The following is a 22,052-nucleotide window of genomic DNA, read 5'->3' as shown; positions in this document are numbered from 1 at the left end:
ACCGCCCCCATGAGGCAGAATGCACTGTGAAAAGTCCCACACACCGGGTCCGGGCCGGGACTTTCCGGCCCGGCCCGGCTGCTGTCCCCTATGACCGGAGCGCAAAGGAACCACCATGGCGACCGACTACGACGCGTCGAGCACCACCGATGATGTAACAGCCGCCGAGCCGATCGAGGAGCTGCGCACCACGGCCGCCGCTGTGCAGTCGCCGGTAGTCGACGAGGACGAGACCGAAGCCGCCGATTCCTTCGAGCTTCCCGGGGCCGACCTCTCCGGGGAAGAGCTCACCGTCCAGATCCTGCCCGCGCAGGCCGACGAATTCACCTGTTCCTCATGCTTCCTGGTCCGCCACCGCTCCCAGATCGCGCGCGAGAAGAACGGTCTGCTGTTCTGCAGCGAGTGCGAAGGCTGAGCCGGCTCAGTGGGCGAGGGCCGCGGCGAACTGCTCGGGCCTGCGGGTGGACGCGAGCCAGTACGGGGTGCGGTCCTCTGGGTCGGTGACTTCAATCCGGACCACGGGGGAGATCCATCCCCGGATGCACAGGTACGCCAGGCCGTTGAGGGCGGTTCCCCGCTGCTCGGTGGCCTCGTCGCCGGTGTAGGCCGACACCGCGCCCAGGTAGCGGCGCTCGATCGTCGCCCGGCCCACCGTGAGGGTCGTGGGCGTCACCACGATCCGCGGGGTCGACAGGACAAGCAGGACCACGAGCACAACGGCGATCACCGCAGCCGCCGCGAACCCGACGAGCACATCGATGGGGGCGAAAGTCACGATCGACGCCGCGGCGGCGCCGAGCACCAGCAGCCAGACCCAGGGTGAGGGCCACAGCCGCTCGGAATAGATGACGGTGTCCTGCACGGACCCTTCTGCGGCTTTCGACATGCTCTAACACTTACACCTTTTGCATAGAGGTTTCATCCCGGCGGCGGGCCTTCACCGCGTGCCCGAGGCGCTAAAGTGGTGTGCTGGGGCAGCAGCAGCGGCGGAGGATCAGCCCGACGGTGGCGGCCAGCCCCGCCCGCCGCGGAGTCCACCCGCGGCGCCCCCGTCAGGACCACCGCAGCGCCAGAAACACCATTCAGTCAAGAATCACCCTTAGTCCAGAATCAGTGAACGCCGAGGATCACCGAACGTCCCCACCGCTGCCGGCGCTGCCGGCACCGGTGCACACCAGAGGTTGGAGAAGCCCGTGCCAGACCCGCAGCAGGACCTGCAGGTGCAGATCGTGATGCTCGACGACGCCCTCGAACCGCCCGCCTACGCCCGGCCGGGGGACGCCGGCGCCGACCTGCGCAGCCGCATCGACGTATCGCTCGCGCCGGGGGAGCGCCGGCTGGTGCCCACCGGGGTGTCCATCGCCCTGCCCGCCGGCTACGCCGGCTTCGTCCACCCCCGCTCCGGCCTGGCGGCCCGGCACGGGCTGTCCGTCGTCAACGCACCCGGCACCATCGATGCCGGTTACCGTGGCGAGGTCCAGGTAATCCTGCTGAATACCGACCGGTCCGAAACGGTGCACCTGGCGCGCGGCGACCGGGTGGCGCAGCTCGTAATCCAGCGGGTCGAGCAGGCGTCCTTCGTGCAGGTCCGGGAACTGCCCGAATCGGTGCGCGGCGCCGGCGGCTTCGGCTCGACCGGCGGCTTCACCCCGGTGCCGGAGGCACACAACCCCGCCACCGGCGGCTGAGCCGCCCCACCAGCAGACCGGGCGCTTCGCCGTCCGGAACCGAACACCACGTCGACAGATCGAGGAGAGGAACCCACAAATGGTTTTTGGGCGCCTGAAGAAGAAGAAGCAGGACGATGGCTCGACGGAGCCCCAGGGCACCGACGCCGCGGACACCGGCGGCACCGAGACCGAAGCCGCCGAAACCCAGGAGCCGGCAGAAACGACCCCGGAGGCACAGCGGCGTGAATCCGGTCCCTTCGATTCGGCCGAAAAGGACTCAACCGAGGGCTACATCGATCTCGGGGCGCTCAAGATCGGTGCCGCCGAAGGACTGCAGCTGCGCCTCGAGGTGGAGGAGCGCACCAAGCGGGTCATCGCCGTCACCCTCGACCTCGGCGGCTCAACCCTGCAGCTCCAAGCCTTCGCCGCACCCCGTTCCGAGGGCGTCTGGGACGAAATCCGCCAGCAGATCGGCCTCTCGGTGGGCTCCCAGGGCGGCACGGTACAGGAACGACAGGGCACCTTCGGCACCGAACTGATCGCCCAGCTGCCCGCCCCGCTGCCCGACGGAACCTCCGGCGTGCGCGTGGCCCGGTTCGTGGGCGTCGACGGGCCGCGCTGGTTCCTGCGCGGCGTCTTCGGCGGACCGGCGGCGCTCAACGCGGCCGCGGCCGCACCGGTGGAGGCCCTCTTCCGCAACGTCGTCGTCGTCCGCGGGGACCACCCGCTTCCCCCGCGCGAACTCCTGCCGCTGCGCCTGCCCAAGGACGCGTCGCCCACCCCCAACCCCCCGACGCCGGCCCGGCCCGGGCTCACCGCGCCCGAGCGCGGCCCCGAGATCACCGAGATTGGCTGACACCGGCCGCTCCCTGCCCCCCTCGGGCGGGCACGCCCGCGGATCCCGCGGGCGGTTGCACGGGCGCGGGCTGATCGATTCCGTCACCTACCAGCCGAAGAACGCGCCGCCGCGTTTTTCCGCCATCGTGAGGGTCGACGCCGGGCCCCTGCCCGGAACCCGGGTGCGCCTCGTGTGGATGGGCCAGCGGGAAGTGCGCGGCATCGAAGCCGGTGTCGAACTGGCCTTCGAGGGCATGGCGAGCCAGGTCGAGGGCATGCTGACCGTGTACAACCCGCGCTATGAAATCATTGGACGGCCCGAGGAGCCCTGAGTGAACCAGAACCCAAAGCAGAACCCGCACGGCGACGCCCAAGACCGGCCCCGGCCCGAGGACCTTGCCTCCCAGTACGCGGCACGCGCCGGCGTGAAGCGTACGGCCCACGGCAGCATCGACGTTCTGTCCTCCGTCGGCGGGGTGCAGGGACTCTCCGAGAGCATCGTGCCGGGGCTGGTGTTCACCGTGCTGTTCACGGTCACGCGGGACCTGATGGTGTCCCTGGTGGCAGCCCTCGCCGCCGCCGCGGTCTTCTCGGTGGTCCGGCTCGTCTCCCGCCGGCCCCTCACCCAGGCCCTCTCGGGGCTCATCGGGGTGGCGTTCTGCGCCCTCGTCGCACTGCGGACCGGCAACGCCGAAGACTTCTTCCTGCCCGGCTTCTACATCAACGCCGCGTACATCGCCGCCATGGCCCTCTCCATCGCCGTGCGCTGGCCGATCGCGGGCGTCCTGTTCGGCTTTATCCGCTCCGAGGGCACCGAATGGCGGAAGGACCCGCTGCGCGTGAGGGCCTACTCGCTGGCGACCTGGATCATCATCTCAGTGCTGGCGCTGCGCCTGGCCGTCCAGCTGCCGCTCTACCTGGCCGGCAATGTGGCCGCCCTCGGCACGCTGCGCGTCGCGATGGGGCTGCCGCTGTACGCGCTGGGGCTGTGGCTGGCGTGGCTGGTGTCCCGGCCGGCCGCACCGAACACCCCCGCCCCGCAGCCCGGCCCCGCCCGCTAGGCGGACCCGGCCCGCGGCCGGTCGACCGCCGCCGGGAGGCCCGGACGCCCCACGTCGCGAGCCGGTGCCGCCCGTCAGGCCGAGGCCTGATCCGCCTCCGGCCGGCTGCGCGCCGCCAGGGCGCTCCGCAGGTCGTTCTCCGCCGCCACCGCCGCCAGGAAGAACAGTTCGTCGCCCTCCTCAACGGTGTCGTCGGGGCTCGGGGTGACGGGCACGTCGTCGCGCAGGATCGCCACCACCGCGCAGTCGAGCGGGAGCTCGACCGAGCTCAGGGGCTGCCCGATCAGGGGGGAATCCTGGGGCACCGTGAACTCGAGGATCGAGGAGACCCCGGTCTGCAGCGTGAGCAGGCGCACCAGGTCGCCGATCTCCACCGCCTCCTCGACGAGCGCGGTCATCAGGCGCGGCGTGTTCACTGCGACGTCAACGCCCCAGGAATCGTCGAACATCCAGTCGTTCTTCGGGTTGTTCACCCGGCCCACGGTGCGGCCCACCCCGAATTCGCTCTTGGCCAGCAGCGACACCACGAGGTTGACCTTGTCGTCCCCGGTGGCGGAGACGACGACGTCGGCCTCGTCGAGTCGCGCGTCCTTGAGGGTCGTCAGCTCGCAGGCGTCCCCGATGAGCCATTTGGCGCCCTTGAGTCCGCTGCGCCCGATCACCTCGGGCTTTTCGTCGATGAGGAGGATCTCATGGTTGTTTGACAGCAGTTCGCGCGCGATCGAGGACCCGACGCTCCCTGCTCCGGCAATGACAACTCTCATTCGGCATTCTCCTTGGGTGGACTCGCGAGAATCCGCCCTATTTCATCGGTCGCGGTTGTCTTCATCATGGCGTGCACGATGTCGCCCTGCTGGTAGCTGGTCTCATCCGTGGGCAGCACTCCCTCGCCGAACCGCGTCAGGTAGGCGATGCGCACCCCGCCGGCGGCCTCGATGTCTTTGAGCGGACGGCCCAGCCAGGCGTCGTTGAGGGAGAGTTCGCCCAGGATCAGGCGCCCCGAGGTTTCCCGGTAATCCCCGTCGATGCTCTGCTCCGGCAGGATCCGGCGCAGCACCTGGTCGGCGCTCCAGCGCACGGCCGCCACCGTGGGGATGCCCAGCCGCTGGTAGATCTCGGCCCGTCCCGGGTCGTAGATCCGGGCCACCACATGGCGGACGTGGAAGGTTTCGCGGGCCACCCGGGTCGCCAGGATGTTCGAGTTGTCTCCGCTGGAGACCGCCGCGAAGGCGTAGGCGTTCTCGATGTCGGCGTGCTTGAGGGTGTCCCGGTCGAACCCGACCCCGGTGACCTTCCGGCCGCCGAAGGAGGACCGCAGGCGCCGGAACGCCCGGTCGTCCTGGTCGATGATGGCCACGCTGTGGCCCGATTCGTCGAGGGTGTGGGCGAGGCTGACCCCCACTCGGCCGCATCCCATGATCACAAAATGAGCCATCGAGGGCACCCCTGTCTCCTGCTGCGCCCGGTGGCATTCCGGGCTGCTTACCGGCTCAATCCGGTCGTTGTCCGGATCTCGTCCGGAGGCGCTCGGCGGCCGGTGCTGAGGCGGCGGCTTGCACAGCCGCAGACCGCAGCGCCGGCTGCCGTAGGTCTCCAGCCTAATGGCTTCGGCGGGGCATAAACGCGCTAGTCTGGGGGCCGTGCTGACTTTTTTCGGGGCCGCCAAGCGGGTGCTGGTGGGCAAGCCTTTCCGCAGTGACAGGCGCAGGCGCCAGACCCTGCCTCAGCGGTGGGCCATGCCCACCTTTTCAGCCAACGCGTTGTCCTCGGTGGCCTACGCTCCCGATGAGATCATCCTGACGCTGGCCCTCGCCGGAGTGGCCGCCGTCGTGCTCGCCCCCTGGGTGGGCCTTGCCGTGATCGCCGTCCTGCTTGTGGTCATCGCCTCGTACCGCCAGGCCCTGCGAGCCTATCCGACCGGTGGCGGCGACTATGAGATCGCCCGCCGGAACTTCGGCGGGCAGGCCGGTGCCCTGGTCGCCTCGGCCCTGATGATCGATTATGTGCTGACCGTGGCGGTGTCGGTGTCCGCGGCGGCCCAGTACGCCGTCGAACTGGCACCCGGCGCGGCGCCGATGCGCACCGGCATCGCCGTCGCCGGGGTGGCGGGGCTCGTCCTGCTGAACCTGCGCGGCGTCACCCGCGGGGCACGCCTCACCGGCATTCCCACCTACCTGTTCACGGCGGTGGTGCTCGGGATGTGCGCTGTTGGAGTCATCCAGAGCGCCGCCGGGACCCTCCGCGAGGCCCCGAGCGCGGGCTTCGGAATCGTGCCCGATGCAGCCTTCGACGCCGGGCTGGTGGGGCTTGGGGGCGCGCTGCTGATCCTGCGGGCGTTCTCCGCCGGCGCGGCGGCGCTGACCGGCATCGAGGCCCCGGCCGCCAACGTGCCCAGCTTCGAGGCGCCCCGGGCGCGCAATGCCGCCGCCACCCTGGGGGTCCTGGCGGCCGTGGCGTCCCTGATGATGGCCGGAGTGATCTACCTGGCCAACGCCGCCAAGGTCCGCGTGGTGCTTGACCCCGAAAACCAGCTGCTCATCGACGGCCGCCCGGTGGGGGAGGATTACCTCCAGAGTCCGGTGCTCAGCCAGCTAGCGGCGGTGGTCTTCAATGATGCGACCCTCCCGTTCTTCCTTGTCGTGGGCGCGACCGTCCTGGTGCTCCTGCTGGCCGGGCATGCCGCCTTCAACGGGTTCCCCCTGCTCGCCTCCCGGCTGGCCGGCGACGGGTACCTGCCGCGCCAGCTGAGGACCCGCGGGGACCGGCTGACCTACAGCAACGGCATCCTCGCGCTGGGCCTCGGGGCGGCCGCGCTGATCCTGCTCTTCGGCGCCGACGTCACCCAGCTCGTCCAGCTCTACATCGTCGGGGTGTTCGTCTCCTTCACCGCCAGCCAGCTCGGGCTGATTACGCACTGGACCCGGCAGCTGCGCAGCACCGCCGACCGGCAGGCCCGGTGGCGGATGCGCAAGTCCCGGGCGATCAACACCGCCGGGTTCATCCTGACCGCGGCGGTGCTCGTGGTGATCCTGGTGACCAAGTTCGAGTACGGCGCCTGGATCGCTGTCCTCGCTATGGCGGTGCTCTTCGCGATCATGCGCAGCATCAAGAGCCACTACGACAGCGTGGCGTCCGAGCTGGCCATCGACGACGCCGACAACCTGCGCGCCCTGCCGGCGCGGGTCCACGCCGTCCTGCTCGTCTCGCACGTGCGCAAGCCGGCGCTGCGGGCGCTGGCCTTCGCCCGCGCGTCGCGGCCCTCACGGCTCGAGGCCGTCATCGTCGATGTGGACGCCGAGCAGACCCGGCGTACGCTTGAGGACTGGGAAAGACTCGAGCTGCCCGTTCCAATCACCGTCCTCGCCGCGCCGTACCGGGACACCATCACGCCGATCCTTGACTACATCGCCACCATCCGCAGCGAATCGCCCCGTGACCTGATCGTGGTGTACATCCCTGAATATGTGGTGGGGAAGTGGTGGGAGCAGCTCGTGCACAACCAGACAGCCCTGCGCATCAAGGCCCGCCTCCACTTCGTTCCCGGAGTGATGGTGGCCAGCGTCCCCTGGCAGCTGGCATCCGCCAAGGCCGACCAAGAAACCAAGATCTGAAGTGAGCAAGTGATCAACGAACCGGCAGTCGTCGAGCTGACCATCGAGCGCCCGGCCCACGGCGGGCATACCGTCGCCCGGCACGAAGGGCGGGTCGTGTTCGTGCGGCACGCCCTGCAGGGGGAGAGGGTGCGGGTCCGCCTCACCGAGCAGGAGCAGGACGCGAGCTTCTGGCGCGGCGACACAGTGGAGGTCCTCGAGGCCTCACCCCACCGGGTGACCCACCCGTGGCCGCAGGCCGACGCGCTGACCGCCGCCGCACAGGGCGCCGCGCCGGTCGGCGGCGCCGAATTCGGCCACATCGCGCTCGAGGAGCAGCGCCGGGTCAAGGCGCAGATCTTCGCCGAACAGCTGACCCGGATCGCCCGCACCGAGCGGGACGTCACCGTCGAGGCCGCGCCCGGGGAAACCCCCGACGGGCTGGGCTGGCGCACCCGGGCGGCCTTCGCCGTCACCGGCAACGGACGCCTGGCCATGCACGTGCACCGCTCGGACGCGCTCGTTCCGGTCACGGACATGCCGCTGGCCGTCGACGCGGTGAACGCCCTGCGGCTGTGGGACCTGGACTTTTCGGGCATGCAGCGGGTCGACGTCGCCGTCGGGTCCGGAGGCGGGGATCCCCTCGTGCTGCTCATCCCCGCCGAAGGCACCGCACCGCGCCGGGCCGGGGCCATCGCGGCCCAGATCGCCGGGGCCTCCGTGGCGGTCCTCGACGCCGCAGCCGGCGACGTGCACCGGCTCAAGGGCCGGACCTGGCTGCAGGAGCAGGTCGGTCCGCACGCCTACCGCGTCACCGGGGCCGGATTCTGGCAGATCCACCGCCGGGGGCCCGAGGTGCTGACCGGCGCCGTGCTTGAGGGGCTGCAGGTCGCCGAGGGCGAGCACGCCGCCGACCTCTACGCCGGAGCCGGGCTCTTCACCGTGCCGCTCGCCTCCGCCGTCGGCGCCAAGGGGTCGGTGCTGTCCGTCGAAGGTTCGGCCGGCACCAGCCGGGACGCCCGCCGCAACCTCCACGGCCAGGACCAGGTGAGCATCGTCCAGGGCCGGGTGGACAAGGTGCTCGCCTCCCACGACCGGCCGCTCGACGTCGTCCTCCTCGACCCGCCGCGGGCCGGAGCCGGCAAGAAGGTCGTCGGCCAGATCATCGACGCCGCGCCGCGGCGGATCGGCTACGTTTCCTGCGACCCCGCCTCATTCGCCCGCGACCTCGGCCTCTTCCAGGCCCGTGGATGGACCCTCGACACGCTGCGGGTCTTCGACCTGTACCCGCATACGCACCACATGGAATCCTTCGCACTGCTTTCCCCGCCACGGGGTGCGGCGTGAGCACCCGCGGCTAGAATCTGAGGCATCGGTTCCGGACGCGGACCCCGCCCCGGACTCCTCCAGCGGTGGAAGGACTCGGCCATGGTCACTGCCAACAGCTTCGGTTCAAGGGGTGTGCTGGATGTCGCCGGTACGTCGTATGAGATTTTCCGGTTGGGGGCGGTGGAGGGGGCCCAGAAGCTGCCGTTCAGCCTGAAGGTGTTGTTGGAGAATCTTCTGCGGACCGAGGACGGGGCCAATATCACCGCCGATCATGTCCGGGCCCTGGCCGGGTGGAATCCGGAGGCCGAGCCGGATACGGAGATCCAGTTCACTCCGGCGAGGGTGATCATGCAGGACTTCACCGGGGTTCCGTGCGTGGTGGACCTGGCGACGATGCGTGAGGCGGTGGCCGAGCTGGGCGGGGATCCGAAGCGGGTGAATCCGCTGGCGCCGGCGGAGATGGTGATCGATCATTCGGTGCAGATCGATGTGTTCGGCAATGCCGGGGCGCTGGAGCGGAACATGGAGATCGAGTACCAGCGCAATGGGGAGCGGTATCAGTTCCTGCGCTGGGGCCAGACGGCGTTCGATGATTTCAAGGTGGTGCCCCCGGGGATGGGCATTGTGCACCAGGTGAACCTTGAGTACCTGGCCCGCACGGTGATGACCCGGGAGGTGACCGGGGCCGACGGGCAGAAGGTGGTGCGGGCGTATCCGGATACCTGTGTGGGCACCGATTCGCACACCACCATGGTCAACGGGCTCGGGGTGCTGGGCTGGGGGGTCGGCGGGATCGAGGCCGAGGCGGCGATGCTGGGCCAGCCGGTGTCGATGCTGATCCCGCGGGTGGTGGGGTTCCGGCTGTCGGGCTCGATTCCGGCCGGGGCCACGGCCACCGATGTGGTGCTGACCATCACCGAGATGCTGCGCCGGCACGGGGTGGTGGGGAAGTTCGTGGAGTTCTACGGTGAGGGTGTGGCCGAGGTGCCGTTGGCGAACCGGGCCACGATCGGGAATATGAGCCCGGAGTTCGGTTCGACCGCGGCGATGTTCCCCATCGATGAGGTGACCCTTGAGTATCTGCGCCTGACCGGGCGCCCGGCGGAGAACGTGGCCCTGGTGGAGGCCTACGCCAAGGAACAGGGCCTGTGGCACGACCCGTCCACGGAGATCCGCTTCTCCGAATACCTCGAGCTGGACCTGTCCACCGTGGTGCCCTCCATCGCCGGACCCAAACGCCCCCAGGACCGCGTCGCCCTGACGCATGCGAAGGAGCAGTTCCGGAAGGACCTGGCGAACTATGTGCACGCGGTCGACGACGATGCCCTCGATGAGGCCCTCGACGAGACTTTCCCCGCCTCCGACGTCCCGGCGATGACCGCGCCCCTGGTCGCCTCCGCCGCCTCCCCGGGCCGCGGGCGTCCCTCCCGGGCCGTGCCCGTCTCAATGACCGACGGGCGGGAGTTCGAGCTCGACCACGGGGCGGTGACGATCGCCTCCATCACCTCGTGCACGAACACCTCCAACCCCTCGGTCATGCTCGCCGCCGCACTGCTGGCACGCAACGCCGTGGAGCAGGGCCTGAGCTCCAAGCCGTGGGTGAAGACCTCCGTCGCCCCGGGCTCCAAGGTCGTCACCGACTACTACGACCGCTCCGGTCTCACCCCGTATCTCGAGAAGCTCGGCTTCTTCATCGTCGGCTACGGCTGCGCCACCTGCATCGGCAACTCCGGGCCGCTCGAGGACGAGATCTCGTCGGCCATCTCGGCGCATGACCTCACGGTCGCCGCCGTCCTCTCCGGCAACCGGAACTTCGAGGGCCGGATCAACCCGGACGTGAAGATGAACTACCTGGCCTCCCCGCCGCTGGTCGTCGCCTACGCCCTGGCCGGCACTCTGGACTTCGACTTCGAGCACGACCCGCTGGGGCTCGATGCCGAAGGTAACGGCATCTTCCTCCGCGATATCTGGCCGAGTCCGGCCGAGGTGCAGGCAGTGATCGATTCCTCGATCGATCAGGAGATGTTCACCTCGAGCTATGGGTCGATCTTCGAGGGCGACGAGCGCTGGCGGGCCCTGCCGACGCCCGCCGGCGACACCTTCGCCTGGGACCCCGCCTCGACCTATGTGCGCAGACCCCCGTATTTCGAGGGCATCACCGCGGTGCCGGAACCCGTGGGAGACATTGCCGGGGCCCGGGTGCTCGTGATGCTCGGAGACTCGGTCACCACCGACCACATCAGCCCGGCGGGCTCCTTCAAGTCCGACACCCCGGCCGGACGCTACCTGCTCGAGCACGGCGTGCAGCGCAGGGACTTCAACTCCTACGGCTCGCGCCGCGGCAACCACGAGGTGATGATCCGCGGCACCTTCGCCAACATCCGGCTGCGCAACCGCCTGCTCGACGGCGTCGAGGGCGGCTTCACCCGGGATTTCACCCAGACCGGCGGCCCCCAGACCTACATCTACGACGCGGCGAGGAACTACGCCATCGCAGGCACGCCGCTGGTGGTCCTCGCCGGCAGGGAGTACGGTTCGGGGTCCTCCCGCGACTGGGCGGCCAAGGGCACCGCGCTGCTGGGCGTTCGGGCGGTCATCGCCGAGAGCTACGAGCGGATCCACCGCTCCAACCTCATCGGCATGGGGGTGCTCCCGCTCCAGTTCCGCCAGGGCGAGAACGCCGCAGCTCTTGGATTGAGCGGCACCGAAACGTTCTCGGTGGAGGGCATCACGGCGCTCAACGGGGGCAGCATCCCCGACACCGTCCGTGTCACGGCCGTCCCGGAGGAGGACGGCGAGCCGGTTTCCTTCGACGCGGTCCTGCGCATCGACACCCCGGGCGAGGCCGACTACTACCGCAACGGGGGCATCCTGCAGTACGTCCTCCGGCAGCTGGTGGGCTGACCCGGCCCCGTGACCGAGTCCACGGACATGTCAGCGAAAGTTGACGGCGAGGCGATCTTCCGGGTCCTCCGGGGGGAGATCCTCGCCGGGGTCCACCCGCCGGGCGTCGGGCGCAGGGAGATCGGGCACCTCCGGGGCAGCTGTGACGTTAGAGTTAACGGAAATTGCCCTGGCGAAGTCTTCGCCGCAGCAAACGACCTGAGGAGGCGCCGATGGGACTTCTTGAGACAATTCGCAGCCCGCAGGACCTGAGCCGGCTTACCGAATCCCAACTCGACGCCCTCGCCCGGGAGATCCGCGCCTTCCTCGTCACCAACGTCTCCCGCACCGGCGGGCACCTCGGACCGAACCTCGGCGTTGTGGAACTGACCCTGGGCGTCCACCGCGTGTTCGACTCCCCGCGCGACAGCGTCATCTTCGACACCGGGCACCAGTCCTACGTCCACAAGCTCGTCACCGGCCGGCAGAACTTCGACACCCTGCGCCAGCAGGGCGGCCTCTCCGGATACCCCTCCCGCGCCGAGTCCGTCCACGACATCGTCGAAAGCTCCCACGCGTCGTCGTCGCTGTCCTGGGCCGACGGAATCTCCCGCGCCCGCGTCCTGAACGGGGAGGGCGACCGGTACACCGTCGTCCTCGTCGGCGACGGCGCCCTCACCGGCGGCATGGCCTGGGAGGCGATCAACAATATCGCCGCCGACAAGCGACGCCGCGTGGTGATCGTGGTGAACGACAATGGACGCTCCTATGCTCCGACGATCGGCGGCGTCGCGGACTACCTCGCCTCCCTCCGCCCGGCGCTCGACTCGGTCCGCACCCATAAGGTGTATGAGCGGACCCTTGAGTGGTTCACCGGCCGGCTGCAGGCCGGCGGGCCCGCGGGCCGCTTCGCCTACAAGAGCCTCCACGCCACCAAGAAGGGCGTGAAGGACTGGTGGGCGCCGCAGGGCCTCTTCGAAGACCTCGGCATGAAGTACGTCGGCCCGGTCGACGGCCACGACCTCGGCGCCGTCGAGCAGGCTCTCCACCTGGCCCGCAACTACGAAGGCCCGGTGATCGTCCACGCGATCACGGAGAAGGGGCACGGCTACGCCCCGGCACGCGCCCACGAGGCCGACCAGTTCCACGCTGTGGGCATCATCGACCCGGGCACGGGGGAGCCGGTCGAGTCCGGCGCCTCCCAGTCGTGGACCTCGGTCTTCGCCAATGAGATCGCCGATATCGCCGACGAGCGCCCCGACATCGTCGGCATCACCGGCGCCATGCTCATCCCGGTCGGGCTGCACCGCTTCGCCGCCCGCCACCCCGACCGCGTGTTCGACGTCGGCATCGCCGAACAGCACGCGCTCACCAGCGCGGCGGGCATGGCCTACGGGGGGCTGCACCCCGTCGTCGCGCTGTACGCCACCTTCCTGAACCGGGCCTTCGACCAGCTCCTGATGGACGTGGCGCTGCACAAGGCCGGGGTCACCATCGTCCTTGACCGCTCGGGGGTCACCGGGCCCGACGGCGCCAGCCACCACGGCATGTGGGACCTCTCCATGCTGCAGACAGTGCCCGGGCTGCACCTTGCCGCCCCCCGCGATGCCACCCGGCTGCGCGAGGAACTGCGTGAGGCCGTCTCCATTCCCGACGCCCCGAGCGTCGTGCGCTACTCCAAGGGCTCGGTCGGTGCGGAGGTCGAGGCCATCGAGCGCCTGGGCGACGGCGTCGACGTGCTCGCCCGGCGCCCCTCCGGGTCGACGACCAATGACGTGCTGATCGTCAGCGTCGGCGCCATGAGCGAACTCGCGCTCGATGTCTCAAACCGCCTCGGTGCCCAGGGCATCAGCTCGACGGTCATCGACCCCCGCTGGGTGCTGCCCGTCTGTCCGTCGGTGATCGACCTGGCCGCGGAGCACCGCATCGTCATTGTGATCGAGGACGGCGTGCGTGCCGGCGGCGTCGGGTCGAGGATCCGGCAGGAGATGCGGGCTGCGGGCGTCGACACCGCACTGAACGAGGTCGGCCTCCCCGTGGAGTTCCTCGACCACGGCTCGCGCAGCGAGGTGCTCGCGCGCGTGGGCCTGACCGCGCAGAAGGTCACCCACGACATCGTGGCGCAGGTCCTGGGAACGAAGGTCCCGGTGGCCCGGCCCCTGCCCGGCCATGACTCCACTTCAGGCCGGGAGTCCACTTCCGGCCAGGATGCGACCACGGGGCAGTTTCCGACCCTTTAGACTCCCGTCCTGCGTCGAGGATGCAGGAATGACCGGTGGACCGCAGTGTCCCCGGAACTACTGCGTCCTGGATGGTGTAGGCGGCGGTGTGGGGTGCCTCAGCCCAGCAGGGCCCCGGCGAAGCGCAGGAACACCGACGCCGCGCCCGCCACGACCAGCAGCGCCACCAGGACCCATGACCAATCGGTCAGCAGCCGTGCGGTCCGTGGAGGAACCGGCAGCACCCCGGAGGCGGCATTACGCGCTGTGAGCTGCACCGTGAGGACGATCATCACGACCCACACCACCATGCAGTAGATGCAGAGGATGGAGATTACGAACAGCGCCTGGAACCACAACCAGAGCGTGAATGCCGCGCCGAGGACCGTCCCGGCCTGCAGGCCAAGCCAGTACCAGCGGCGCAACTGCGCCCCCGCGAGCAGCGCCATACCTGTGGTGATCACGACGGCGAAGGCCACGAGGCCGATCAGTGGGTTGGGGAAGCCGAACACCGCGGCCTGCTCAGTCCGGAACACCTCGCCGCAGGAGATCCACGGGTTCACGTCGCAGCTGGTGACGTAGTCCGGGTCCGCATAGAGGGCGAGCCGTTCAAGGACCAGCTGTCCGGAGGCCAGCCAGCCGATGCCGCCGACGGCGACCAGGAGTGAAGCGAACCGCCGTGACGGCCCGGTTCCGGCTCCCACCTCCGCATTCGTACCGGAGGGAGCAGCGTGCGCGGGGTGTGCCATGGGGTTGTCGTCGTCCTCGGGTGGGCGGTGGGCGCCGGCATCCCGTGCGCCGATGGTTCCGCCACTCTAGCCGCCGGAACGGCTGATTCGCATGCTGGTGTGAGACAATTGCCGTGGCTGGTTCGGGAACCACATTTCCGTTCCGGTCCAGCGACAGGCTTCCGCTCTGCGGGCGATGCTTCCGGCACACCGAGCCCATCAATCCTGGTGGGCGGTTCCGGAATCCGCCTCGCAGGCCACCGTGATAACGACGGATGAGTTGGAAAAGCGCCGCTGGTCTTTGAGTGATGCCGCACCCTCCAGCCGGTGCGACCTCAAACGACACAATGACGACTTCCGGTCGCCGCTAGGGCGTAGGGTCCGCGGACGGCCGACATACTGCCCTGAAGGGCGCTGGAATGTGGCCGGCGCCGCAGGGGCTGGAGCCTATACATATGGATCAGTTCGAAACGCAGAACAACGAGCAGGGCGCAGCAGCAGGGGCGCAGCCTCCCGCAGCGCCTGCAAAGAAGGCCCCGCGGGCCCGCAGGGCGGCAAGCTCGCCCGCCGGAGCGCCGACTAAGGTCCCGGCAGGCGACACCGCCGGGGAGACCCCCGCACCGGTAGCGTCCTCCGCCGCGCCGGATGCCGCGACCGGGTCGGCCGACACGGCCACCGAAGCACCCCGCCGCCGCGCCACCCGGGCCCGCAAGGCCGCCGCGCCGGAGTCCCCGGCAGATGCGCCGCTGGATGCAGTCACCGACCCGGCCGGCACCGACACGAGCGGCACTGACACGGCAGACGCCGACGTGCCCGCCGCCGGGCCGGCACCCAAGGCGAAGGCCACCCGCACCCGCCGCAGGGCGGCCACGGCCGAAGCGGGACCGGCAGCACCCGCAGCGCCCGCACCCGAGGTTCCTGCAGGAGAGCCCGCCGCAGCAGAGGCCGCCGTAGCCGCGGCCGCCGTCGCCGGTGACTCCGCCGAGGCCGCGCCGGCTGCGTCCGGGGAGGACGCGCCGGCCGCCGAGAACCCGGTCCGGGCCCGCCGGACCGTACGCACCCGCCGCACGAAGAGCGACGCCGTTGAGGCCGCGGGCGTCCCCGTGGACGGCGAAGAAGCAGGGCAGGTGTCCGCCGGCTCGGCCGACGGCCCCGGAACCAAGGCCCCCGCGCCAGCCGCACAGCAGCCCGCCGCCACCCAGGGCGCGCAGACCGACGCCTCCACCGCGGAGACCGCCGCCGAGCCGGCACCGAAGAGCGCCGAACCCTCGTACGTCGACCCCTTCGCCATCCCGGATTCACCCCTGTCGCTGCTCTTCCACGCCCCCGACCTCAGTGCCGCGGTCCAGACCGTCAAGGTCACCGAACCGGCGCTTGAGGACGACGAGGACGACGACTCCGACGACGCCGGACCGCGCCGTCGGCGCAGCCGCCGCCGGGGCAGGAACCGCAGCGACAGCGGCACCGGCGACGCCCAGGACGACGAGAACGGTGACTCCGGGGAGGGACAGTCCAACGGACCCTCCTCCGAGACCGGGGATGCCGTCACCTCCCGCCGCCGCCGCCGTCGCCGCCGCGGCGACCAGGATCTCGAACTGACCGGCGGGGAGGACGACGATCCGCCCAACACCGTGACCCGGGTCCGCGCCCCCCGACAGAGCAGCGAGGCACCCTCCGACCGGGTGACCAGCGTCAAGGGCTCCACCCGCCTCGAAGCGAAGAAGCAGCGCCGCCGGGAGTCCCGCGATTCCGGCCGCCGCCGCCAGGTCATCACCGAGGCCGAGTTCCTTGCGCGCCGCGAATCCGTCGACCGCCAGATGGTGGTGCGCCAGCGCGACGACAGGATCCAGATCGGCGTGCTCGAGGACGGGATCCTCGCCGAGCACTTCGTCTCCAAGACCCAGCAGGACTCGCTGATCGGCAACGTGTACCTCGGGAAGGTCCAGAACGTCCTGCCGAGCATGGAGGCCGCCTTCGTCGACATTGGACGCGGCCGCAACGCCGTGCTCTACGCCGGCGAGGTCAACTGGGACGCCGCGGGCCTCGACGGGCAGCCGCGCCGCATCGAGCTGGCGCTGAAGTCCGGCGACCCGGTGCTCGTGCAGGTCACCAAGGACCCCGTGGGCCACAAGGGCGCCCGCCTGACCAGCCAGATCTCCCTGCCGGGCCGGTACCTCGTGTACGTGCCGGGCGGCTCCATGACCGGCATCTCCCGCAAGCTGCCCGACGTCGAGCGCAACCGGCTCAAGCGCATCCTCAAGGACCGCCTGCCCGAGAACGCCGGCGTCATCGTGCGCACCGCGGCCGAAGGCGCCAGTGAGGAAGAGCTGACCCACGACATCAACCGCTTGCGCGCCCAGTGGGAGGAGATCGAACGCAAGTCCTCCTCGACCAAGACGCTCGCCCCGGAGCTGCTCTACGGTGAGCCGGACCTCACCATCAAGGTGGTCCGCGACGTCTTCAACGAGGACTTCTCCAAGCTCCTCGTCTCCGGCGAGGAGGCCTGGGACACCATCGAGGCCTACGTCATGTACGTGGCGCCGGACCTGGTGGGCCGCCTGGAAAAGTGGACCTCGGAGGAGGACATCTTCACCGCGAGCCGCATTGACGAGCAGATTCAGAAGGCCCTGGATCGGAAGGTCTACCTTCCCTCCGGCGGTTCGCTGGTGATCGACCGCACCGAGGCGATGACCGTCGTCGACGTCAACACCGGCAAGTTCACCGGCAGCGGCGGCAACCTCGAGGAAACGGTCACCAAGAACAACCTCGAGGCGGCCGAGGAGGTGGTGCGCCAGCTGCGCCTGCGCGACATCGGCGGCATCATCGTCATCGACTTCATCGACATGGTCCTCGAGGCCAACCGCGACCTCGTCCTGCGCCGGCTCGTTGAGTGCCTCGGCCGGGACCGCACCAAGCACCAGGTGGCGGAGGTGACCTCCCTCGGGCTCGTCCAGATGACCCGGAAGCGCATGGGCACCGGGCTGCTCGAAGTCTTCGGCGAGGTCTGCGAGCATTGCGCCGGCCGCGGCGTGGTGACCCATGACGAGCCGGTCGAACACCGCCGCCACGCCGTTTCCACCGAGAACCACCAGCAGCACCTCCGCCAGGAGAAGATGTCCCGCAGTGAGCGCAAGCGGAGCCGCGGACGCACCTCCGAGCCAATCGAGGAGCAGCAGGCGGCTCCCGAGCCCCGCGCCGAGAACCCGGAGCGGGCAGCGAAGGCGGAGGCTGCACGCGCCGCCCTCGCCAGCATCGCCGCGGCCACCCACCATGCCGCCCACGGGGAGGACGCACCGGCTGGAACGGCGGAGAAGGCACCCGCCCCGGAGAAGGCACCCGCCCCCGAGAGGTCCCGGGACGAGGCAGCCGCGGCGGTCCTCACCATCAACGGTGAGACCGTCACGCTGCCCCGGGCGGACGCGGCTGCGGCCGCCGCCGCTCCCGAGGGCCCGCGGCTGACGCTCGACAGCCTCGCCGAGGCTTTCGACAAGAAGCCGGCCGATGCACGGGGTGCGGGGGCCCCGGCGCGGGACACGGCCCAGCAGGCGGAAACCCAGGCGCCCGCCCAGTCGGCACCGGCCACCCAGGGAACCCGCCGCCGCCCGCGGCGCCGGGCCGCCAGCGCCCAGGGTTCCAACGCCTCCATCGAGACGGTGACGGCCTCGGGCGCCGGCGAAGCTCAGCCCGGTGCGCAGCATGTCGCCCGGGCCGGGAAGCCCGCACCGCGGGAGGAGACCGGGGGAGACGAGCCGATGATCCTCGGCGTCGGCGTGCCCGCCTCCGACCTGTAGGCACGACCGCAGCTTCCCTGCGCGCACAGGAGCCGGATCCCGCACCGCGGGGTCCGGCTCCTTCGCTGTCCGGAGAAGTTTTCGGCGGGCCGAACACCCGGGGGCTCCGAGGATGCGAAACGTCGATATGGCAGAACGACGTCGAGGATGCGGAACCGACGCCCAGCCGGCCCATTGGGCCGCCATTACTGCACTGTCGATGGGAACCGGGCGTTGGGAACCGGGTCCGGCGCCGCACCGGGCAGCACCGGGGAGGCGGCGTAATTTGCGGGAAGCTGCCCCACTGACGTAACCTTGATCTTCGGTGCGTTCGCCTTCTAACCGGTGTATCCGGGGCGTAGACGCACGGCGCAGATATGGCTCTTTGAAGTGTCCTTCCCGGATGCCAGCCGCAGTGCGCAACCAGTTTTTCACATCAGAAGTCAAGATTGTCGAGAGAAGTGAGTTCCCAAGTGGTGTACGCGATTGTCCGCGCAGGCGGCCGCCAAGAAAAGGTTTCCGTTGGAGACCTCGTTACCCTTGACCGCGTCACCGGTCAGGCAGGAAGCACCTTTGCGCTGCCTGCCCTCCTTCTGGTAGACGGCGACAAGGTCACCTCAGCAGCGAAGGACCTCGCGAAGGTCACCGTCACTGCCGAGATCGTTGAGAATCTTCGCGGCCCGAAGATTGTCATCCAGAAGTTCAAGAACAAGACCGGCTACAAGAAGCGCCAGGGTCACCGTTCAGAGCTGACCCGCGTCAAAATCACAGGTATCAAGTAACCCTCTGCGGTTGCTCGGTCGGTCAAACAGTATCTTCAGCGAAGGCAGGCATAACTCATGGCACATAAGAAGGGCGCGAGCTCCACTCGCAACGGTCGCGACTCCAACGCGCAGTACCTCGGCGTAAAGCGCTTCGGCGGCCAGGTCGTCAAGGCCGGCGAAATCATCGTCCGCCAGCGCGGCACCCACTTCCACCCCGGTGCCAACGTTGGCCGCGGCGGGGATGACACGCTGTTCGCCCTCGAAGCAGGTGCCGTTGAGTTCGGTACCCGCCGTGGGCGCCGCGTCGTGAACATCGTTGGAGCAGCCGCGGAGTAATCTGCCGCTTTCAACGCACGATGCTCCAAGCATTGAGGTGGGGTGGGCCGACACGGCTCACCCCGCCTTCTTTTAAGCCGGTTCAACCCGGCACAGTGAAGCATTTCAGAAGGAGATCAACGTGGCCAGCTTCGTTGACCGAGTAGTCCTGCACGTTTCCGGCGGCACAGGCGGCCACGGCTGCGTGTCCGTCAAGCGCGAGAAGTTCAAGCCCCTGGGCGGGCCCGACGGCGGCAACGGCGGCGACGGCGGCGACGTGATCCTGCGCGTCGACCCGCAGACCACCACGCTGCTCGACTATCACCACGCCCCGCACCGGCACGCCACCAATGGCGGCAACGGCATGGGCGACTGGCGCGGCGGAAAGAACGGCGAGACGCTCATCCTTCCGGTGCCCGACGGCACCGTCGTCAAGGCCAAGGACGGCACCGTGCTGGCCGATCTCGTGGGTGAGGGCGCCGAGTTCGTCGCCGCCGCCGGCGGCCAGGGCGGGCTGGGCAACTCCTCGCTGTCCTCCCAGAAGCGCAAGGCCCCCGGCTTCGCCCTGCTGGGCATCCCCGGCGACGAGCGCGACGTCGTCCTGGAGCTCAAGTCGATCGCCGACATCGCCCTGGTCGGCTTCCCCTCGGCGGGCAAGTCGAGCCTGATCGCCGCGATGTCAGCCGCACGGCCCAAGATTGCCGACTACCCCTTCACCACGCTGGTGCCCAACCTCGGCGTCGTCGAGGCGGGCAGCACCCGCTTCACCATCGCCGACGTCCCGGGACTGATCGAGGGCGCCAGCGAAGGCAAGGGCCTGGGCCACCACTTCCTGCGCCACGTCGAACGCTGCGCCGCCCTGGTGCACGTGCTTGACACTGCGGCCCTCGAGACCGACCGCGACCCGCTGGGCGACCTCGCCGTGATCGAACGCGAACTCGACAAGTACGCCGTCGACATGAGCTTCGCCGGCTCCGACGGTGAGGTCGTTCCCCTGAACGAGCGTCCGCGCCTGGTGGTGCTGAACAAGGTGGACGTGCCCGACGGCCGCGACATGGCCGCCATGGTACGCCCCGAGCTCGAGGCGCGCGGCTACCGCGTGTTCGAGGTCTCCGCCTCAAGCCACGAGGGCCTGCGCCAGCTTGGCTTCGCCATGGCCGAGATCGTCCAGGCCGCCCGCGACGCCGTGAAGGCCGCCCCGCCGAAGGTCGCGCCTCCCGTGCTGCGCCCCCGCGCCGTCAACTCCGCCGGGTTCCGCATCCGCAACGAGGAAAAGGACGCCCTGCCCCTGTTCCGCGTGCTCGGCGAGAAGCCCGAGCGCTGGGTCAAGCAGACCGACTTCACCAATGACGAGGCCGTCGGCTACCTCGCCGACCGCCTGGCGAAGCTCGGCGTCGAAGAGCAGCTGTTCAAGGCCGGAGCCAAGCCGGGCGACACCGTCGTCATCGGCGAGGGCGACGGCGTCGTGTTCGACTGGGAGCCCACCATGATGGGCGGTGCGGAACTGCTGGCCGGACCGCGCGGCACCGACCTGCGCCTGGCCGAATACGTGCGCCCCACCCGCGAGCAGAAGCGTGAGGAATACCAGGAGCGCAAGGACGCCAAGGCCGCCGCGCGCGCCGAGCTCGAGGCCGACCGCAAGGCGGGCATCTGGACCGAGTCTGTGAACAACAAGGCCAAGCGCGCCGCCGCCCCCGCAGACAACGCGGGCGACCAGGCGTAGGGACGCGATGGCAGCACACTCTCCCCTGACGGACCGCTCCGGGCTGCCCGGGGCCCGGAGGGTCGTCGTCAAGGTGGGGTCCTCCTCCCTGACCTCGGTCTCGGGCGGGATCTCCACCGAGGCCCTCGTGGGCCTCGTCGACATCCTCGCCGCGCGGCGCCTTGCCGGCACCGAGCTGATCCTGGTGTCCTCCGGGGCGATCGCTGCGGGCCTGGCCCCGCTGGGGCTCGCGCGCCGTCCGTCGCAGCTTTCCTCCCAGCAGGCCGCGGCGAGCGTGGGGCAGGGACTGCTGATGGCCCGCTACACGCAGGCCTTCGGCGCCCACGGGGTGACGGTGAGCCAGGTGCTGCTCACCGCAGACGACCTGATCCGGCGCTCCCACTACGCCAATGCGCACCGGGCCATGGAGCGGCTGCTGAACTTCGGTGTCGTGCCGATCGTCAACGAGAACGACACCGTGGCAAGCCATGAGATCCGCTTCGGCGACAATGACCGCCTCGCGGCGTTGGTGGCCCACCTGGTGAAGGCCGACGCCCTGGTGCTGCTCTCCGACGTCGACGCCCTGTACGACGGCCCCCCGAAGGACGGCGCGCGGCGGATTACCGACGTGCACTCCGCGGCCGACCTCGAGGGCGTCACCGTCGGGCGCGCCGGCGCGGCCGGCGTCGGCACCGGCGGCATGGCCACGAAGGTGGAGGCAGCCGGAATCGCGGCGGCCTCGGGCATCCCCGCGCTCGTGACCTCCACGGCGAACGCCGCAGCGGCCCTCAACGGGGCCGACGTCGGCACCTGGTTCTCCGCCGGCGGCCGCCGCCAGCCCATCCGGCTGCTGTGGCTGGCCCACCTGGCACGCATCCAGGGCACCCTCGTTCTCGACGACGGCGCCGTGAAGGCCGTGGGGGAGCGGCGGCGCTCCCTGCTCCCGGCGGGCATCCTCGCGGTGAATGGGGACTTCGAGCCCGGCGATCCGGTGGAGATGGTCGACACCTCCGGCCGCGCCGTGGCGCGCGGCCTCGTTAACTACAGTTCCGCCGAACTGCCGCCCATGCTCGGTCGCTCCACGCGGGACCTCGCCGAGGAACTCGGGCACGAATACGAACGCTCGGTGGTCCACGTCAACGACCTGGTGGTGCTCTGAGCCAAACCGCCCCGCTCCGGCCAGG

Annotated in this window: 18 protein-coding genes; 14 read left to right on the top strand and 4 right to left on the bottom strand. The window is 70.0% G+C overall.

Annotated elements, in window-relative coordinates; all coding sequences use genetic code 11:
• The first annotated feature begins 115 nt into the window (after positions 1-115).
• Positions 116-415, top strand: coding sequence for a DUF4193 domain-containing protein (locus tag E2F48_RS15305; protein ID WP_133404813.1), 300 nt, complete (start codon positions 116-118; stop codon positions 413-415).
• A 6-nt stretch (positions 416-421) separates the two neighbouring features.
• Here E2F48_RS15305 and E2F48_RS15300 read toward each other — a convergent pair whose 3' ends face one another.
• Entirely contained in the window at positions 422-886 is a 465-nt protein-coding gene (locus tag E2F48_RS15300; RefSeq protein WP_133404812.1) for a DUF3093 domain-containing protein, read from the bottom strand.
• 307 nt (positions 887-1,193) lie between these two features.
• Here E2F48_RS15300 and dut point away from each other — a divergent pair, with 307 nt between their 5' ends.
• The 4 genes from dut to E2F48_RS15280 all read left to right on the top strand — a co-directional run bounded on the left by dut (position 1,194) and on the right by E2F48_RS15280 (position 3,568).
• Positions 1,194-1,688, top strand: coding sequence for a dUTP diphosphatase (dut, locus tag E2F48_RS15295; protein WP_281274823.1), 495 nt, complete (start codon positions 1,194-1,196; stop codon positions 1,686-1,688).
• Between the two features lie 79 nt (positions 1,689-1,767).
• Positions 1,768-2,526 carry a DUF3710 domain-containing protein gene (locus E2F48_RS15290; RefSeq protein ID WP_133404811.1) on the top strand — a complete coding sequence of 253 codons (759 nt, stop codon included), beginning with the start codon at positions 1,768-1,770 and terminating at the stop codon, positions 2,524-2,526.
• Complete coding sequence (locus E2F48_RS15285; RefSeq protein WP_133404810.1) at positions 2,519-2,839, top strand: single stranded DNA-binding domain-containing protein; 321 nt, start codon at positions 2,519-2,521, stop codon at positions 2,837-2,839. Before E2F48_RS15290 ends, E2F48_RS15285 begins: the two co-directional genes overlap by 8 nt.
• On the top strand, positions 2,840-3,568 hold the full coding sequence (locus E2F48_RS15280) for a DUF3159 domain-containing protein (protein WP_133404809.1): 729 nt from the start codon (positions 2,840-2,842) through the stop codon (positions 3,566-3,568).
• A 74-nt stretch (positions 3,569-3,642) separates the two neighbouring features.
• Here E2F48_RS15280 and E2F48_RS15275 read toward each other — a convergent pair whose 3' ends face one another.
• The gene (locus tag E2F48_RS15275) at positions 3,643-4,332 is read right to left on the bottom strand and encodes a potassium channel family protein (RefSeq protein ID WP_133404808.1); all 690 of its coding nucleotides are present in this window, start codon (positions 4,330-4,332) and stop codon (positions 3,643-3,645) included.
• On the bottom strand, positions 4,329-5,003 hold the full coding sequence (locus E2F48_RS15270; RefSeq protein WP_133404807.1) for a potassium channel family protein: 675 nt from the start codon (positions 5,001-5,003) through the stop codon (positions 4,329-4,331). The genes E2F48_RS15275 and E2F48_RS15270 overlap by 4 nt, the downstream gene beginning before the upstream one ends.
• A gap of 205 nt (positions 5,004-5,208) precedes the next feature.
• Between E2F48_RS15270 and E2F48_RS15265 the strand changes: the two genes are divergently transcribed.
• The 4 genes from E2F48_RS15265 to dxs all read left to right on the top strand — a co-directional run bounded on the left by E2F48_RS15265 (position 5,209) and on the right by dxs (position 13,610).
• Positions 5,209-7,179 carry an APC family permease gene (locus E2F48_RS15265; protein WP_246019097.1) on the top strand — a complete coding sequence of 657 codons (1,971 nt, stop codon included), beginning with the start codon at positions 5,209-5,211 and terminating at the stop codon, positions 7,177-7,179.
• A 9-nt stretch (positions 7,180-7,188) separates the two neighbouring features.
• Positions 7,189-8,505, top strand: a complete 1,317-nt coding sequence (locus E2F48_RS15260; protein ID WP_133404805.1) for a class I SAM-dependent RNA methyltransferase — start codon at positions 7,189-7,191, stop codon at positions 8,503-8,505.
• An 81-nt stretch (positions 8,506-8,586) separates the two neighbouring features.
• Positions 8,587-11,391 (top strand): aconitate hydratase AcnA, encoded by a 2,805-nt coding sequence (gene acnA, locus E2F48_RS15255; RefSeq protein ID WP_133404804.1) that lies wholly within the window; start codon positions 8,587-8,589, stop codon positions 11,389-11,391.
• A 212-nt stretch (positions 11,392-11,603) separates the two neighbouring features.
• Positions 11,604-13,610 carry a 1-deoxy-D-xylulose-5-phosphate synthase gene (gene dxs / locus E2F48_RS15250; protein WP_133404803.1) on the top strand — a complete coding sequence of 669 codons (2,007 nt, stop codon included), beginning with the start codon at positions 11,604-11,606 and terminating at the stop codon, positions 13,608-13,610.
• Between the two features lie 98 nt (positions 13,611-13,708).
• Here dxs and E2F48_RS15245 read toward each other — a convergent pair whose 3' ends face one another.
• Positions 13,709-14,293 (bottom strand): vitamin K epoxide reductase family protein, encoded by a 585-nt coding sequence (locus E2F48_RS15245; protein WP_246019095.1) that lies wholly within the window; start codon positions 14,291-14,293, stop codon positions 13,709-13,711.
• Positions 14,294-14,772: 479 nt separating this feature from the next.
• Between E2F48_RS15245 and E2F48_RS15240 the strand changes: the two genes are divergently transcribed.
• From E2F48_RS15240 to proB, 5 genes are all read left to right on the top strand, one after another.
• Positions 14,773-18,108, top strand: coding sequence for an Rne/Rng family ribonuclease (locus tag E2F48_RS15240; RefSeq protein WP_133404801.1), 3,336 nt, complete (start codon positions 14,773-14,775; stop codon positions 18,106-18,108).
• Between the two features lie 452 nt (positions 18,109-18,560).
• On the top strand, positions 18,561-18,869 hold the full coding sequence (gene rplU, locus E2F48_RS15235) for a 50S ribosomal protein L21 (RefSeq protein WP_133404930.1): 309 nt from the start codon (positions 18,561-18,563) through the stop codon (positions 18,867-18,869).
• A 57-nt stretch (positions 18,870-18,926) separates the two neighbouring features.
• Positions 18,927-19,187 carry a 50S ribosomal protein L27 gene (rpmA, locus tag E2F48_RS15230; RefSeq protein WP_026545518.1) on the top strand — a complete coding sequence of 87 codons (261 nt, stop codon included), beginning with the start codon at positions 18,927-18,929 and terminating at the stop codon, positions 19,185-19,187.
• Positions 19,188-19,308: 121 nt separating this feature from the next.
• Positions 19,309-20,889, top strand: a complete 1,581-nt coding sequence (gene obgE, locus E2F48_RS15225; RefSeq protein ID WP_133404800.1) for a GTPase ObgE — start codon at positions 19,309-19,311, stop codon at positions 20,887-20,889.
• A gap of 7 nt (positions 20,890-20,896) precedes the next feature.
• Positions 20,897-22,027, top strand: coding sequence for a glutamate 5-kinase (gene proB, locus E2F48_RS15220; RefSeq protein WP_133404799.1), 1,131 nt, complete (start codon positions 20,897-20,899; stop codon positions 22,025-22,027).
• The last annotated feature ends 25 nt before the right edge of the window (positions 22,028-22,052 follow it).

Source organism: Arthrobacter crusticola, assembly GCF_004357995.1.
Lineage (GTDB): Bacteria > Actinomycetota > Actinomycetes > Actinomycetales > Micrococcaceae > Arthrobacter_D > Arthrobacter_D crusticola.
This window is presented reverse-complemented; position numbering and strand designations above follow the sequence as displayed.